Source organism: Streptomyces hokutonensis, from assembly GCF_000376565.1.
Lineage (GTDB): Bacteria > Actinomycetota > Actinomycetes > Streptomycetales > Streptomycetaceae > Streptomyces > Streptomyces hokutonensis.
In genome coordinates, this window is record NZ_BARG01000004.1 from 38282 (window position 1) to 54162 (window position 15881).

Genomic DNA, 15881 nt, shown 5'->3' on the forward strand with positions numbered 1-15881 from the left:
GCCGCCCCATTCAACCCGCGTAGATGGGACACTCTTTATGTTGTTGGTGACTCGCATGCACCGCTGGAAAACGGTGGCGCTGACCACCGCCGCGGTCCTGGTGGGCCTCGCGGCCCCGACCCTGACGGCGACTCCGGCCTCCGCCACGACCACGGCGTACGACTCGACGTACTACAAGAACGCGGTCGGCAAGACGGGGACGACCCTGAAGTCCTCGCTGCACACGATCATCAGCACCGGCGTCACGAAGATCTCGTACGCGGCGGTCTGGGACGCGCTGAAGGCCACCGACCAGGACCCGAACAACAGCAGCAACGTGATCCTGCTGTACAGCGGTGTCTCCCGCGCCAAGTCCCTGAACGGCGGCGACGTCGGCGACTGGAACCGCGAGCACACCTGGGCCAAGTCGCACGGCGACTTCGGCGAGGTCGTCGGCCCCGGCACGGACCTGCACCACCTGCGTCCCGCCGACGTCCAGGTCAACAGCATCCGCGGCAACCTGGACTTCGACAACGGCGGCAGCGCGGTCACCAACGGCGGCGGCAGCACGGTCGACTCCGACTCCTTCTCGCCGCGCGCGGCGGACCGGGGCGACGTGGCCCGCATGATCCTCTACATGGCCGTCCGCTACGAGGGCGACGACGGCTTCGCCGACCTGGAGCCCAACGAGAAGGTGGGCAACGGCAGCAACCCCTACATGGGCAAGCTCTCCGTCCTCAAGGCCTGGAACGAGGCGGACCCGCCGAGCGCCTTCGAGGAGAACCGCAACAACGTCATCTACAACACGTACCAGCACAACCGGAACCCGTTCATCGACCACCCGGAGTGGGTCGAGGCGATCTGGTAGACGGCGGTACCGGGTTGAACTCCCCCTGATACAGGGGGAGTTCAACTGTTCCTCGATCACCTCCGCCGCAGCAGAAGCCGCGCCACCGCATGCGTCCCGACGGTCGCCGCCACGGCGAGCGCCGCCCCTGTGCCACGTCACGCGGTCGCGCGGGACGCAGGACACCGGCCCGCCGCAACCGCCCCCGTGCCCACAGCGTGAACGGGACGACCACCAGCGGCGAGGTCACCACCCCGGGTGTGTACCCACGGACGGCGGCGGCCTGGGCCATATGCGCCAGGGTGTGCAGCCCGAATCCGTTGAGAGCCGCCTGGTAGAAGCCTGACCGTCCACCCGTACGGTGCCCGTCGGCGGCGGCGAGCGCGACCACCCCGCCCATCACGGCGACGGCCGTGGCGAACTCCCGCCCGTCGATGGCCTCCAGCCGCCGCCACACCAGTTCCGGCACGCGCGGGTAACGCTGCCGTAGCTCGGGGACCCGCCCTCGGGCCCAGCCGGGCATCGCGGCCAGTTCCTCCAGATCATGCACTGCCCAGGCCGCCAACAGCCCGAGGGTCCCACCGACTTCGACCGCCCGGCCGTCCTCGCCCACCTCGCGTCCACCCATGTGCGGGAGTCTGCCAGTGCGGACGCACGCCCCAGCCCCCCATATCTACGATGGATCCATGGCCTCCCCGTCGTCGCTCCGCATTGCGACAGCCCAGGTAATGATCAGCGACGACGCCCGCCGGAACGGTCCGGTGATCCGACGGCTGATGCGGGAGGCCGCCGAGGCGGGTGCCCGCCTGATCCTGTTTCCCGAAGGCTGTCTGTCGGGCTACGCCAAGGAACAGATCCGGGACTGGGACCAGGTGGACTGGCCCGCGGTCGAGGAGGAGCTCCGTCAAGTGGCCGCGCTGGCGGCCGAGTTGCGGCTGTGGGTGGTGCTGGGCAGCGCCCACCGGCTCACCCCGCCGCACCGCCCGCACAACAGCCTGTACGTCATCGCCGACGACGGCCGGGTGGTGGACCGCTACGACAAGCGCTACTGCTCCAACACCGAGATCCTCCACTACTACACACCGGGGTTCACACCGACCACCTTCACGGTCGACGGATACCGGTTCGGCTGTGCCATCTGCATCGAGATCAACTTCCCGGAACTGTTCGTGGAGTACGAACGCCTCGGGGTGGACTGCGTGTTGCTGTCGGCCTACCCGGTCGATTCGGTCTTCGAGGTCAAGGCCCGGGCGCATGCCGCGATCAACAACTACTGGCTGGCGATGGCCACGCCGGCCCAGACCACCGCTCTCCTCAACTCCGAACTGATCAGCCCGGACGGCGTCGTCCTGGCCCGGGCCGACGCCACGACCGAGCTGATCATCGGCGAACTGGACCGCGACGCACCCGAGTTCGACATCGCCCTCAACAAGGCCCGCCCCTGGCGAGCCGGCGCCCGCCAGGGCGACATCTACCGCAGCCGCCGCGTCTCCGATCCCCGGAGCGACAGCCCGGCCGACTTCGTCTGACGGGCGGACGGCGGCGCGTGCTCACTACGCGATCCTGCGCGGATCGGGAAAGCCGGTTCTCCGTAAATCCCTGAACTGCTGCGGCCTCCGAGCCGGCCTCCATCCACCGTCCACTCCGGCGGCCCAGGCGTTCGCCCGTTCGGTGGAAACCGGAGTCCCGCCGGTGCTCGTACGCGAACGGCGGCGACCGGAACGGCATCGTGGCTCCCGACCCGCACTCCAGGAGGACCTCATGCTCGGTACCGACTTCATCACCGGATCACCCAACTGGCTCGACCTCGGCAGCCCCGACACCGACGCGGCCGCCGCGTTCTACGGCGCCGTACTCGGCTGGCAGTTCGTCTCCGCCGGGCCCGACACGGGCGGATACGGGTTCTTCCAGGTGGACGGCAGGACCGTCGCGGCCCTCGGACCGCTCACCGAGGAAGGGGCGCGCTCCGCCTGGATGATCCATTTCAAGACCGACGACATCGCGGCCACCGTCCAGGCGGTCACGGCCGGCGGCGGCACCGTGCGGATGGAGCCCATGGACGTCATGGGCGAGGGCATGCTGGCGCAGGCCACCGACCCGCAGGGCGCGCAGTTCGCGCTCTGGCAGCCCGGCAGGACGGCGGGCCTGGAACTCACCTCGGCCCCGAACACCCTGCTCTGGGTGGAACTGCACGCGACCGACCCGGAGGCCGACATCGCCTTCTACCAGGGCCTGTTCGGCTGGCGCAGCCAGGACATGCAGGCCCCCGGCATGACGTACCGCGTACTGAGCACCAGCGCCGGCGACCAGCAGGACGCCTCCTTCGGCGGGGTCGCGCCGTTGAACCCCGGCGAGGGCGAACAGCCGCGCTGGGTACCGTACTTCCACTCGACGGACGTCGACGCCACGATCGACTCGGCACGCTCCAACGGCGGTTCCGTACTGATGCCGGCGGCGGACGTACCGGAGGTCGGCCGCATCGCCTGGCTCGCGGACCCCTTCGGCGCGGCCTTCGCCCTGCTGAAGCCGGACCCGCGGATGTGACGAAGAACGTGGGAGGGGGGCCGGCAAAGACGGCCGCCCCCCGTCACCCCAAGTGCGTGGCCGCGAACATCCGCAACACAGCCGGGAGTACGACCACGGAAGGCCCCGGTTCCGCCAACGCCTTCGCCAGGTCCGACTCCAGTGCCTCCGGCGACGTACGCACCCCAGGCACCCCGAACGACTCCGCCAGCGCCACATAGTCCGGCCGGGTCAGTTCCGTCGCCGTCGCCTCGCCGAACGCGTCCGTCATGTACTCCCGCAGAATCCCGTAGCCGCCGTCGTCGACGATGAGCCACGTGACGTTCAGGTCGTACTGCTTGGCCGTCGCCAACTCCGCGATCGAGTACAGCGCGCCCCCGTCCCCCGACACCGCCAGCACCGGCCGCGTGGGGTCAGCCGCAGCCGCGCCCAGTGCCGCCGGGAAGCCGTAGCCGAGGCCGCCCGCGCCCTGGGCGGAGTGGAGGTGGTTGGGGCCCTTCGCGTCGAACGCCGACCAGGCCCAGTAGGCGAGGATCGTCATGTCCCAGAAGGACGGGGAGTCGGCCGGCAGGGCCCGGCGCACCGACTCCAACACGCCCTGTTCCAGGGTCAGTTCCTGAGCGACGATACGTTCCCGGACGCGGCCGAGCAGCTCGGCCACCCGCTCCGCCGCCGTCGGATCAGGACGTTCCGTCACCGTCTCCAACAGCGCCTGCACCGCGTGCCACGCGTCCGCGTGGATGCCCAACGCCGGGTGGTTCGACTCCAGTTTGCCGAGGTCCGCCTCGATCTGGATCACCCGGCCGCGCGGGGCGAACGTGTGGTAGTTCGAGGACAGTTCACCCAACCCCGACCCCACCACCAGCAGTACGTCCGCCTCCTCCAGGAAGTCCGTCGTGTGGCGGTCCTCGAGCCAGGACTGGAGGGACAGGGGGTGCGTCCACGGGAACGCGCCCTTGCCGCCGGGGGTCGTGACCACCGGAGCCTGAAGCTTCTCCGCCAGCTGCCGCAGCTTCTTCGACGCGTCCGCCCGTACGACTCCCCCGCCCGCGATGATCGCCGGACGGGAAGCCTTCGACAGCAAGTCAGCCGCCACGGCGGTCAGTTCGGGGCGCGGGACCAGGTCCTCCGGGGTCGCGTCCACCGCCGTCACCACGGGGAGTTGGGTCTCGGCCAGCAGGACGTCCTGCGGGATCTCCACCCACACCGGGCCGTGCGGGGCCGTCAGCGCGGACTTCCACGCCTCCGCGATCGCGGACGGGATCTGTGACTGCGTGCGGACCGTGTGCACCGACTTCACCACGCCCCTGAACGAGGCGGACTGGTCCGGGAGTTCGTGCAGATAGCCGTGACGGCCGCCGCCCAGGCCCGCCGTCGGGATCTGGCTGCTGATCGCCAGGACGGGGGCCGAGGCCGCGCGTGCCTCCTGGAGTGCGGCCAGTGACGTCAGCGCACCCGGCCCCGTGGACAGCAGCAGCGGTGCCGCCTCGCCCGTGATGCGGCCGTACGCGTCCGCCGCGAACCCGGCGTTGTTCTCCACCCGCAGGCCGATGTACCGCAGGTCGGAGCGGCGCAGCGCGTCGAACATGCCGAGCGCGTGCTGGCCGGGCAGGCCGAAGACGGTCGTCGCGCCGAGGCCCGCCAGGGTCTCCACGACCAGGTCGCCGCCGTTGCGCCCGGGGGGCGGGTTCAGCGCGGCGGTGATCTGCGCGGCCGTGGGGCGGAGTTCCAGGTCGTGGTCGTGGGTCACTTCGAACGGGCCTCGGCAATCTGACGGGACATGATGGTGATCAGGTCGTACGCGGTGTGGGACGCGGCCACCGACGTGATCTCGGCGTGGTCGTACGCCGGTGCCACCTCGACGACGTCCGCCGACACCAGGTTGCAGGATGACAGGCCGCGCAGGATCTCCAGAAGTTCGCGGGAGGTCAGGCCGCCGGCCTCGGGCGTGCCGGTGCCGGGCGCGTGGGCCGGGTCGAGGCAGTCGATGTCGATGGAGATGTAGAGGGGGCGGTCCCCGATGCGCTGGCGGAGCTGGTCGGCGACCTCGTCGGCGCCGCGCCGGTAGACGTCGGCGGACGTGACGATGCCGAAGCCCATCTTCTCGTCGTCCTTGAGGTCCTGCTTGCCGTACAGCGGGCCGCGGATGCCGACGTGCGAGAGCGCCTCGGTGTCGAGGATGCCCTCCTCAACTGCCCTGCGGAACGGCGTCCCGTGCGTGTACTCGGCGCCGAAGTACGTGTCCCAGGTGTCGAGATGGGCGTCGAAGTGCAGCAGGGCCACCGGGCCGTGCTTCTTCGCGACGGAGCGGAGCAGCGGCAGCGCGATGGTGTGGTCGCCGCCCAGGGTCATCAACCGGGCGCCGGTGTCCAGGAGTTGGTCCGCGGCCTCCTCGATCGTCTCGACGGCCTCGTTGATGTTGAACGGGTTCGCCGCGATGTCACCGGCGTCCGCGACCTGCGCGAGGGTGAACGGGGACGCGTCCTGCGCCGGGTTGTACGGCCGCAGCAGCCGGGACGCCTCGCGGATCGCGTTGCCGCCGAAGCGCGCGCCCGGCCGGTAGGAGACACCGGCGTCGAACGGCACCCCGACCACGGCGACATCCGCGCTGCCGACCTCGTCCAGCCGCGGCAGCCGGGCGTAGGTCGCGGGCCCGGCGTAGCGCGGGGTGCGCGAGGAGTCGACGGGGCCGCGGGGCGTCTCGTTGCTGGTCATGGGGACTGCCTTCTTTCCTACGCTTCGTCGCGTATGGGCTTCTTGTGCGTCTGCTACGACTCTACTGGTGGGCGGCGACCGGCTCGGACGCCAGTTCGGGGGCGCCACGCCCGGCGAGCCGCTCCCGCCAGGCGGCCAGTACCGCCGCGTCGGTCGCGGGCGTCGCGAGCGACACGGCGACGTAGGCGGCGAGGGACGCCAACAGGCCGTAGTAGACAGGCTCGTTGGCGAGGATGCCGTAGCCCGCCATCAGGCCGACGACCGCGAGGCCGCCGACGGCGACGGAGGCGAGCGCGCCCTGTGCGGTACCGCGCTTCCACAGCAGGCCGCCGAGGATCGGGACGAGGAGACCGCCGACGAGCAGGTTGTACGCCACGGTCAGCGCTTCGACGACGTTGTTGAGCGCGATCGCCGTGACGATCACCGCGACGCCCATGACGAGGATGAAGGCACGGTTGCCGCGCACCTCGTCGTGCTGCTCCTCCTCGCCGTCCCGCGTGACGGCTCCCCGCAGCTTGGACCAGATGTCGTTGTTGGCGACCGTGGCGCAGGCGATCAGCGCGCCGGAGGACGTCGACATCACGGCGGCGAGGGCGGCGGCCAGCACCAACCCCCGTACACCGACCGGGAGTTCGTCCTTGACGATGGTCGCGAAGGCGTCGTCCGCGCTGCCGAGGTTGGGGTAGAGGACCTTCGCCGCGGTGCCGATGACGGCGCCTGCGAGGGCGTAGACGAGACAGTAGGTGCCAGCGACCGTGCCGCCCCACTTGGCGGTCCTGTCACTGCCGGCCGTGAACACGCGCTGCCAGATGTCCTGGCCGATGAGCATGCCGAACGTATAGATCAGGACGTAGGTGAAGATCGTCTCGCCGCCGATGCCCAGCGGGTCGAAGTACCCGGTGGGCAGCTTCGCCTTCATCTCGCTGAAGCCGCCCGCCTTGACGACCGCGATCGGAAGCAGGAGCAGGAGCACGCCGATCGTCTTCACCACGAACTGGACCATGTCCGTCAGCGTGATGGACCACATGCCGCCGAGCGTCGAGTACGCGACGACGATCGAGCCGCCGAGGACGATCGCGACCGTGCGGTTCATGTCGAAGAGGACGTCGAAGATCGTGGCGTAGGCGATGGTCGAGGTGACCGCGAGCATCAGGGTGTAGGCCCACATGACCACGCCGGAGATCACTCCCGCGCGGCCGCCGTACCTGAGATCGAGCATCTCGGAGACGGTATACACCTTGAGGCGGGCGATGCGGGCGGAGAAGAAGACGGAGAGGGCGAGCAGGCCGAGGCCGATGGTGAAGACCATCCACGCCCCGGACAACCCGTACTGGTAGCCGAGGCCCACCCCGCCGATGGTGGACGCGCCGCCGAGGACGATGGCGGCCATGGTGCCGGAGTACATGACGGGACCCAGGCGGCGGCCCGCGACCAGGAAGTCGCTCTTGGTCCTGGCGCGGCGCATGCCCCACCAGCCCATGGCCAGCATGCCGGCCAGGTAGACGACGATGACGGTGTAGTCGACGGCCATACGGGGGCCTCCTTCGCGCACTCTCGGGGTCGTCCCGATGTCTCGGGGGGCTTGCGTCGCGACTGACCCTAGGTGGCCGGAAAGCGGCTGCGAAGTGTACGTTTCATCCATTCGAGCACGAGGTGATGGAGGAAACGTCCACCATGCCGGACCTCACGATTCCCCCGACGCCCCCTACACCTCCCGTACCCCTCACCGCCCTCCTCGCCCGCGAGGACCTGGGGCTGCGGCAGATCGCGGGGCCCACCGACCCGGACATCGTCATCCACTGGGCGCACACGTCGGAGATGCCGGACCCGTATCCGTATCTGCTGGGCGGTGAGCTGCTGCTGACGGCGGGCGTCCACATCCCGGAGGCGGCGGGCTCCGGCACGTACTTCGCCGACTACGTCTCCCGGATCGTCGAGGCGGGCGGGGTGGCCCTCGGCTTCGGCGTCGCGCCGGTCCACGACACCGTACCGAGGGCCCTGGTCGCGGCCTGCGACCACTACGACCTGCCGCTCCTCGAGGTCCCGCCGCCCACCCCCTTCTCCCGCGTGGCCCGCGCGGTCTGGCAGCTGATGGCCCAGGCCCGCCTCGCCGAACTCCGCCGCGTCACCGAGGCCCAGCAGAGCCTGGCGGCAGCGGCCTCCCGCCCCGATCCGGTCCCTTCGGTGCTACGGCAGCTCGCCCAGCGGGTGAGCGGCCGGGCGGTGCTGTACGGGCCCGACGGCACGGAGATCGCGGCGGCGGGGCGGGGGGCGGCGGGAACGGAGGCGCTGGCAGAGCTGGCGCAGGTGGTACGCCCCTCCGAAACGCCCGCCTCCGCCACGCCCCCCGCCTCCGCCACCGACACCGTCCCCGGCGCCCATCTCGCGGCCTACGCCCTGGGTACCGGTCAGGGTTTCGTCCTAGGGGTCGCCGCCCCGCACCGCGACCCCGGCGACCACACCATCGCCTCCGTCGCCGCCGTACTGCTCTCCCTCCTCACCGGCGAACACCAGAGCCGCACGGGAGCGAACCGTTCGTCGGCGCTGGTACGACTGCTGCTGGGCGCCGCACCGGAGGAGGTCGCGCCGCTGCTCGGCACGGACCGGTGGGTCGTCGTGCACGCGGCGCCCGACACCCCTGTTTCCGACCCCGTCGCCGCGTCCGCGCTCGGCGCCGCCCTCGGTTCCGCGCTGATCGACCTGACGCCGGAGGTAGTACGGGTACTGGTCCCCGCCGACCGCGAACCCGGCCCGCAGCCCGGCTGGACCCTCGGTGTCAGTGCCCCCGTAGCTCCACAGGACTGGTCCGCCGCCGACACCCAGGCGGCCCGCACCCTGGCCCGGGCCCGTGCGACCCGCGCCCCGCTGGTCCGGCACGGCGCCGCCGGCCGCCCCGGCCTCGCCGGACTGCTCCCCCACGGAGAGGCCGAGGCACACGCCCGCACCCTCCTCGCCCCGCTCGCCGCGAGCCCCGCGCTCACCGAGACCCTGCGCACCTGGCTGTCCCTGCACGGGAGTTGGGACCGTACGGCGGTCGCGCTGGCCGTGCACCGCAACACCGTGCGGCAGCGGATCGCCCGGTGCGCGGCGCTGCTGGACGCGGATCTGGACGATCCGGACGTACGGATGGAGCTGTGGTTCGGCCTGCGCCATCTGTGAGCGGGGGGGCGAGTGATCCACATCCCAGCGTGCGGGACGTCGGGCACCGGCACAGCCCGCTGCTCCACAATGGGAACCATGCCGATACCCGGGACCCCAAGCCGCGCCGAGCTCGTCGATCACCTTGTGAAGACCCGTATCGCGGGCGACGTAGCCACCCCCCGCGAGAACAACCTCTCCCACTACCGCAAGCTGGCCAACGGCGACCGCCACTACTGGCTCGGCCTGGAGCTCGGCAACCGCTGGTCCGACGAGCAGGACGTGCTCGCGGTGATGGCGGAGCGGGTGGGGGTGAACGACGATCCCGAGTACCGCTACGGCCAGGACACCATCGACCCGGAGCTGACGGTCGCGGCGCTCGACCGCCTCGCCGCGCGGCTGCGCAAGGCGGCCGACGGACAGCAGCGGGTCCTCTTCGCCACCGGCCACCCGGGCGGGCTGCTCGAAGTGCACCACTCCACGGCCGCCGCGCTGCGCACGGCCGGCTGCGAGATCGTGGTGATCCCGGAGGGGCTGCAGACGGAGGAGGGATACGTCATGCAGTTCGCGGACGTGGCCGTCCTGGAGCACGGCGCCACGCTCTGGCACACGCACTCCGGTGAGCCGATGAAGGCGATCCTGACCGCCATGGAACGCGAGGGCCGCCCGCTGCCCGACCTCGTCGTCGCCGACCACGGCTGGGCGGGCTACGCGGGCCGCCACGGCGTCGACTCCGTCGGCTACGCGGACTGCAACGACCCGGCGCTCTTCCTCGCCGAGTCCGAGGGCACTCTCCAGGTGGCCGTCCCGCTCGACGACCATGTGGTCAGCCCCAGGTACTACGACCCGCTGACCGCGTATCTGCTGGCGGAGGCGGGACTGTCCTGACCGCCCGGCTCAACTCCCCTCTCACGGCCAGGGGTTGAGCCCTTCGGCCCGTCGCTGCGCGTACCCGGGTGTCGGGTCGAGATAGACCCGGTTCACCGAGGGGAACGCCTCCCGCAGCCGCTGCTCGGCCTGTTCGCAGGCCCACTCGATCTGCGCGGCACTCGACCGGTCCCGGAAGTCGATCTTCGCGGCGACCAGTGCCTCGCGCGGGCCCTGCACGAGGGTCGTCAACTCCAGTACGGCTTCGATGTGTTCGACCCCGAGCAGCTCTTCGCGGATGCGGTCCCGCATGGCCTTGGGCAGCGGGCGGCCGATGAGGAGTTCGGCGTTGGAGCGGCCGAGCACCCAGGCGACGTAGAGCAGGAGCAGGCCGATGCAGAGGGACGCGAGGCCGTCCCAGACGCCGGAGCCGGTGAGCTGTCCGCCGAGCAGGCCGCCGGCCGCGAGGACCAGGCCGACCAGGGCGGCGGAGTCCTCCAGTACTACGGCCTTCACCGCGGTGTCGGGGGTGTAGCGGAGGTAGCGCTTGAAGGAGGCGTCGAAGCGGGCCGCCTCGCCGCGCGCCTGGCGTACGCCCGTCCGCAGGGAGTAGCCCTCCAGGAGGAAGGCGACGCCGAGCACGATGTAGGAGATGAGCGGGTCGCCGAGGTCCTCGCCGGCGACCAGGGTGTGGATGCCGTCGTAGATCGAGAAGACGGCGCCGCCGACGAAGGTGGCTACGGCGGCGAGCATCGCCCAGATGTAGCGCTCGGGGCCGTAGCCGAGGGGGTGTTCCTCGTCGGCGGGTTTCTCGCTGCGCTTCAGGGCGGTGAGGAGGAGGAGTTCGGTGACCGTGTCGGCGACGGAGTGCGCGGCCTCGGAGAGCATCGCGCTGGAGCCGCTGATGACGCCCGCGACCGCCTTGGCCAGCGCGATCCCCAGGTTGGCGACGGCCGCGACGATCACCGTGAGGGTGGACTCGCCGCCGCCCTCGGTTTCCTCTGCTTCTGCCATGCCCCTCAGTGTTCCCGAGGAACCCGCACGACACCCTCCTGGATGACCGAAACGGCCAGCCGACCGTCCTGGGTGTAGATCCGGGCCTGCCCGAGCCCGCGCCCGCCGTACGCCGACGGCGACTCCTGGTCGTAGAGCAGCCACTCGTCCGCGCGGAACGGCCGGTGGAACCACATCGCGTGGTCGAGCGACGCTCCTACGACATCCCCTACGGCCCAGCCGCCGCGGCCGTGCGCGAGGAGGATCGAGTCGAGGAGGGTCATGTCGGAGACGTAGGTCGCGAGTACTACGTGGAGCAGCGGGTCGTCCACGAGCTTGCCGTTGGTGCGGAACCAGACCTGGGAGTGCGGTTCGCGCGGTTCGCCGAAGCGGCCGTACGGCGGGTCGTCGACGTACCGGAGGTCGATCGCCTCACGCGCCTCCAGGAATCGTTCAACGATCCTCTGATCGAGGTGGTCGTAGCCGAGCAGCCGCTCACGGCCCGTGGGCACCGTCTCCGGGTCGGGCGCGGGTGGCATGGGAGCCTGGTGGTCGAGGCCTTCCTCGTACGCCTGGAAGGACGCCGACAGCGCGAAGATCGGCCGGCCGTGCTGGACGGCGAGCACGCGGCGGGTGGTGAAGGAACGGCCGTCGCGGATGCGCTCGACGGTGTAGACGATGGGCGCTCCGGGGTCTCCCGTGCGCAGGAAGTACGCGTGCAGGGAGTGCGCGTACCGGTCGGCGGGGACCGTCCGTCCGGCGGCGACCAGGGCCTGGGCCGCCACCTGGCCCCCGAAGACGCGGGGGACGACGGCGGAGCGGGACTCGCCGCGGAAGATGTTCTCCTCGATCTGCTCGAGGTCGAGCAGATCGAGGAGATCCTGTAGTGCCTGGTTCATGGGGTTAGTTGTACCGGGCAGTAATTGCCGGGACCTTACAGACCCATGTCCTTGGCGATGATCGTCTTCATGATCTCGCTGGTGCCGCCGTAGATGCGGTTGACGCGGTTGTCCGCGTACAGGCGGGCGATCGGGTACTCGTTCATGAAGCCGTAGCCGCCGTGCAGCTGGAGGCAGCGGTCGATCACGCGGTGGGCGACCTCAGTGGTGAACAGCTTGGCGCTGGCCGCCTCGGCGGGGGTCAGCTCGCCGGCGTCCAGGGCCTCGGTCGCGCGGTCGACGACGGCCTCGGCGGCGTCCACCTCGGCCTGACAGGCGGCCAGTTCGAACTTGGTGTTCTGGAACGCGGCGACGGGCTGGCCGAAGACCACGCGGTCCTGGACGTACTGCTTGGCGAACCGGACGGCGGCCTTGGCCTGCGCGTAGGCGCCGAAGGCGATGCCCCAGCGCTCGGAGGCGAGGTTGTGGCCGAGGTAGTAGAAGCCCTTGTTCTCCTCGCCGAGGAGGTCCTCGACGGGCACCTTGACGTCGACGAACGCCAGCTCGGCGGTGTCGGAGGTCTTCAGGCCGAGCTTGTCGAGCTTGCGGCCGACCGAGTAGCCCTCGGCCTTGGTGTCCACCACGAAGAGGGAGATGCCGTGGCGGCGGTCCTCCTTGGTGGACGGGGAGGTGCGGGCGCAGACGATCATGCGGTCGGCGTGCACACCGCCGGTGATGAAGGTCTTGGCGCCGTTGAGGACGTAGTGCGTGCCGTCCTCGGAGAGCTTGGCGGTGGTCTTCATGCCCGCGAGGTCGGAACCGGTGCCCGGCTCCGTCATCGCGATGGCCCACATCTCCTCGCCGGAGACGAACTTCGGGAGGTACTTCTTCTTCTGCTCGTCGTTGGCGAGCAGCTTGATGTAGGGCAGGCCGAGCAGCACGTGCACACCGGAGCCGCCGAAGGAGACACCCGCGCGCGCGGTCTCCTCGTAGAGGACGGCCTCGAACTTGTACGAGTCGATGCCCGCGCCGCCGTACTCCTCGTCCACGCGGATGCCGAAGACGCCGAGCTCGGCGAGCTTGTAGTAGAACTCGCGCGGCGCCTGGCCGGCGGCGAACCACTCGTCGTAGACGGGGACGACCTCGGCCTCGATGAAGGCCCGCAGGGTCTCCCGGAACGCCTCGTGGTCCTCGTTGAACACAGTACGGCGCACCGCCGCCACCTCCGCATGGATACCTGACGCATTTCTAAGCGCTTGCTCAGAACATCACGGTACCGGCGAGTAGGGGGAGCGTCCAGCGGATCGGGCACGTAACGCTCGTCACGCCGCCTTTGCCCACCCACCCGCCCGACTCGGTGGGCCGAGAGGGCCCGACACGGGGCTCTGCCCCGGACCCCGGGGGCTGCTCGCCCTCGCCCTCGTCGCCGGCCGCGGCTGCATCCGTCGACCGCACCCGGTCCGCAGCCTGCGGCCCGACCCCTTCCGGTCTTCGGCCCTTGGACCTTGGCTTGCGGTTTTCGGCTTCGCGCCTCCAGCCTCCAGCCTCCGGCTTGCGGCTTCCGGCTTCCCTCTCTCGCCCGTCGGCCCCGGCCCGGCTTCGCCCCCGTCACCCCGCCGAAGCCGCCGCCCCGAACGCCCCGCGCGCCATCCGATGCAGCAGTTCCGCCGTCGCCCCCCGCCCGGGGAGCGAGCCCGGTCGACCCAGGTGCGGCGTCGAGTTGAGCAGGCCGAAGACCGAGTGGACCGCTGATCGCGCGCTGGGTTCGGCCAGGTCCGGGTAGACGTCCCGTACGACCTCCACCCACAGCTCCACGTACTGGCGCTGGAGCTGGCGGACCAGTTTGCGGTCGGTGTCGCGGAGGCGGTCCAGTTCGCGGTCGTGGAGGGTGATGAGGGGGCGGTCGTCCAGGGCGAAGTCGATGTGGCCCTCGATGAGGGAGTCGAGGAGGGTCTCCGAGGAGGTCACGCCCTCCGCCTCGGCCAGTCGGCGCTTCGCGCCTGTCAGGAGCTGGCCGCTGATGCCGACCAGGAGTTCCGCGAGCATCGCGTCCTTGCCGGGGAAGTGGCGGTAGAGGCCGGGGCCGCTGATGCCGACCGCGGCGCCTATCTCGTCGACACCGACGCCGTGGAATCCCCGCTCGGCGAAGAGCCGCGCGGCCTCCTTGAGGATCTGCTCGCGGCGGGTGGGGGCGTCGGTTCTCGTGGTCATGAAAGCAATTCTAGACAGGGAGGTTAGCGGTCGTTAACCTGGAGGGAATGGTTAACGCTCATTAACAGTCGAGAGCAGCCGATCGCTGTGCGAGGGGACCACAGAATGCAAGAGGCACCGGAGCTGACGAGCGCGGCCGATCCCGCGTCGGAGGCGTGGCGGGCCAACGAGTCGGCGCACCGCGCGTTGGGCGAGGAGCTGCGGCAGAAGCTCGCTGCGGCCCGGCTCGGCGGGGGTGAGCGGGCCCGGGAACGGCACACCGCGCGCGGCAAGCTGCTCCCCCGCGACCGCGTGGACACGCTTCTCGACCCCGGCTCACCCTTCCTGGAGCTGGCGCCGCTGGCCGCCGACGGGATGTACGACGGGGCCGCCCCGGCCGCCGGCGTCATCGCCGGGATCGGGCGGGTCAGCGGGCGCGAGTGCGTGATCGTCGCCAATGACGCCACGGTCAAGGGCGGGACGTACTACCCGATGACCGTGAAGAAGCATCTGCGGGCCCAGGAGATCGCCCTGGAGAATCGGCTTCCGTGCATCTATCTCGTCGACTCCGGGGGTGCCTTCCTGCCCATGCAGGACGAGGTGTTCCCGGACCGCGAGCACTTCGGGCGGATCTTCTACAACCAGGCCCGGATGTCGGGGGCGGGCATTCCGCAGATCGCCGCCGTGCTGGGGTCGTGCACCGCCGGGGGCGCCTACGTCCCGGCGATGAGCGACGAAGCCGTCATCGTCCGGAATCAGGGGACGATCTTCCTCGGTGGGCCTCCCCTGGTGAAGGCCGCCACCGGCGAGGTCGTCACCGCCGAGGAGCTGGGCGGCGGCGACGTCCACGCGCGCGTGTCGGGCGTCACCGACCACCTCGCGGAGGACGACGCGCACGCCCTGCGGATCGTGCGGAACATCGCGGCCACGCTCCCCGCGCGCGGGCCGCTGCCCTGGGAGGTCACCGAGGCGGTGGAGCCGAAGGTCGACCCCTACGGGATCTACGGCGCGGTCCCGGTCGACTCCCGTACCCCCTACGACGTACGGGAGATCATCGCGCGCGTGGTCGACGGCTCCCGTTTCTCGGAGTTCAAGGCCGAGTTCGGGCAGACCCTGGTCACCGGCTTCGCCCGCATCCACGGCCACCCGGTGGGCATCGTCGCCAACAACGGCATCCTGTTCTCCGAATCCGCCCAGAAGGGCGCCCACTTCATCGAACTGTGCGACCAGCGCGGCATCCCGCTCGTGTTCCTCCAGAACATCTCGGGGTTCATGGTCGGCAAGGACTACGAGGCGGGCGGCATCGCCAAGCACGGCGCCAAGATGGTCACCGCCGTCGCCTGCGCGCGCGTGCCGAAGCTGACGGTCGTGGTCGGCGGCTCGTACGGCGCGGGCAACTACTCGATGTGCGGCCGGGCGTACTCCCCCCGCTTCCTGTGGATGTGGCCCGGCGCCAAGATCTCCGTGATGGGCGGCGAGCAGGCCGCGTCGGTCCTCGCGACCGTGAAGCGCGACCAGTTGGAGGCGCGCGGCGAGTCCTGGCCCGCCGAGGACGAGGACGCCTTCAAGGACCCGATCCGGCAGCAGTACGAGCGCCAGGGCAACGCCTACTACGCGACCGCCCGCCTCTGGGACGACGGGGTCATCGACCCCCTGGAGACCCGCCAGGTGCTGGGCCTCGCCCTGACCGCCTGTGCCAACGCGCCCCTGGGAGACCCCCAGTTCGGCGTCTTCCGGATGTGATGAGGGTG

13 protein-coding genes and 1 pseudogene are annotated in these 15881 nt (G+C 70.7%); 6 read left to right on the forward strand and 8 right to left on the reverse strand.

The genetic code is table 11. The features are described from left to right. Nucleotides 1-55: 55 nt before the first annotated feature. On the forward strand, nt 56-847 hold the full coding sequence (locus SSP08S_RS01220) for an endonuclease I family protein (RefSeq protein ID WP_245607811.1): 792 nt from the start codon (nt 56-58) through the stop codon (nt 845-847). A 56-nt stretch (nt 848-903) separates the two neighbouring features. Here the strand turns inward: SSP08S_RS01220 and SSP08S_RS58935 are convergent. Beyond that, nucleotides 904-1454: pseudogene (locus tag SSP08S_RS58935) on the reverse strand (HXXEE domain-containing protein). 58 nt (nt 1455-1512) lie between these two features. Between SSP08S_RS58935 and SSP08S_RS01225 the strand changes: the two are divergent. After that, nucleotides 1513-2355 carry a carbon-nitrogen hydrolase family protein gene (locus SSP08S_RS01225; protein WP_078532303.1) on the forward strand — a complete coding sequence of 281 codons (843 nt, stop codon included), beginning with the start codon at nt 1513-1515 and terminating at the stop codon, nt 2353-2355. Nucleotides 2356-2587: 232 nt separating this feature from the next. Next, nucleotides 2588-3370, forward strand: coding sequence for a VOC family protein (locus tag SSP08S_RS01230; protein WP_019065751.1), 783 nt, complete (start codon nt 2588-2590; stop codon nt 3368-3370). A gap of 43 nt (nt 3371-3413) precedes the next feature. Here the strand turns inward: SSP08S_RS01230 and SSP08S_RS01235 are convergent, their stop codons facing one another. The 3 genes from SSP08S_RS01235 to SSP08S_RS01245 all read right to left on the reverse strand — a co-directional run bounded on the left by SSP08S_RS01235 (nt 3414) and on the right by SSP08S_RS01245 (nt 7595). Further along, the gene (locus SSP08S_RS01235) at nt 3414-5099 is read right to left on the reverse strand and encodes a thiamine pyrophosphate-binding protein (protein WP_019065752.1); all 1686 of its coding nucleotides are present in this window, start codon (nt 5097-5099) and stop codon (nt 3414-3416) included. Further along, on the reverse strand, nt 5096-6064 hold the full coding sequence (speB, locus tag SSP08S_RS01240; RefSeq protein ID WP_019065753.1) for an agmatinase: 969 nt from the start codon (nt 6062-6064) through the stop codon (nt 5096-5098). The genes SSP08S_RS01235 and speB overlap by 4 nt, the downstream gene beginning before the upstream one ends. Nucleotides 6065-6125: 61 nt before the next feature. Then, on the reverse strand, nt 6126-7595 hold the full coding sequence (locus SSP08S_RS01245; protein ID WP_019065754.1) for a sodium:solute symporter family protein: 1470 nt from the start codon (nt 7593-7595) through the stop codon (nt 6126-6128). A 143-nt stretch (nt 7596-7738) separates the two neighbouring features. Between SSP08S_RS01245 and SSP08S_RS01250 the strand changes: the two genes are divergently transcribed. Both SSP08S_RS01250 and SSP08S_RS01255 read left to right on the forward strand, forming a co-directional pair. Further along, entirely contained in the window at nt 7739-9223 is a 1485-nt protein-coding gene (locus SSP08S_RS01250; protein WP_026178082.1) for a PucR family transcriptional regulator, read from the forward strand. A 78-nt stretch (nt 9224-9301) separates the two neighbouring features. Continuing rightward, a complete protein-coding gene (locus SSP08S_RS01255; protein WP_026178083.1) occupies nt 9302-10090 on the forward strand; it encodes a phosphatase in 789 nt (262 codons plus the stop codon). Between the two features lie 21 nt (nt 10091-10111). On the opposite strand, the gene SSP08S_RS01260 is transcribed toward SSP08S_RS01255, so the two are convergent. The 4 genes from SSP08S_RS01260 to SSP08S_RS01275 form a co-directional block, all read right to left on the reverse strand. Continuing rightward, nucleotides 10112-11083: a cation diffusion facilitator family transporter gene (locus SSP08S_RS01260; RefSeq protein WP_019065757.1), complete on the reverse strand. Its 972-nt coding sequence runs from the start codon at nt 11081-11083 to the stop codon at nt 10112-10114. Between the two features lie 5 nt (nt 11084-11088). Next, a complete protein-coding gene (locus tag SSP08S_RS01265; RefSeq protein WP_019065758.1) occupies nt 11089-11961 on the reverse strand; it encodes an acyl-CoA thioesterase in 873 nt (290 codons plus the stop codon). 35 nt (nt 11962-11996) lie between these two features. After that, entirely contained in the window at nt 11997-13154 is a 1158-nt protein-coding gene (locus tag SSP08S_RS01270) for an acyl-CoA dehydrogenase family protein (protein ID WP_026178084.1), read from the reverse strand. Nucleotides 13155-13548: 394 nt separating this feature from the next. Further along, nucleotides 13549-14151: an SACE_7040 family transcriptional regulator gene (locus SSP08S_RS01275; RefSeq protein WP_019065760.1), complete on the reverse strand. Its 603-nt coding sequence runs from the start codon at nt 14149-14151 to the stop codon at nt 13549-13551. A gap of 105 nt (nt 14152-14256) precedes the next feature. Between SSP08S_RS01275 and SSP08S_RS01280 the strand changes: the two genes are divergently transcribed. Then, nucleotides 14257-15873 carry a carboxyl transferase domain-containing protein gene (locus SSP08S_RS01280; protein WP_019065761.1) on the forward strand — a complete coding sequence of 539 codons (1617 nt, stop codon included), beginning with the start codon at nt 14257-14259 and terminating at the stop codon, nt 15871-15873. Nucleotides 15874-15881 lie beyond the last annotated feature (8 nt).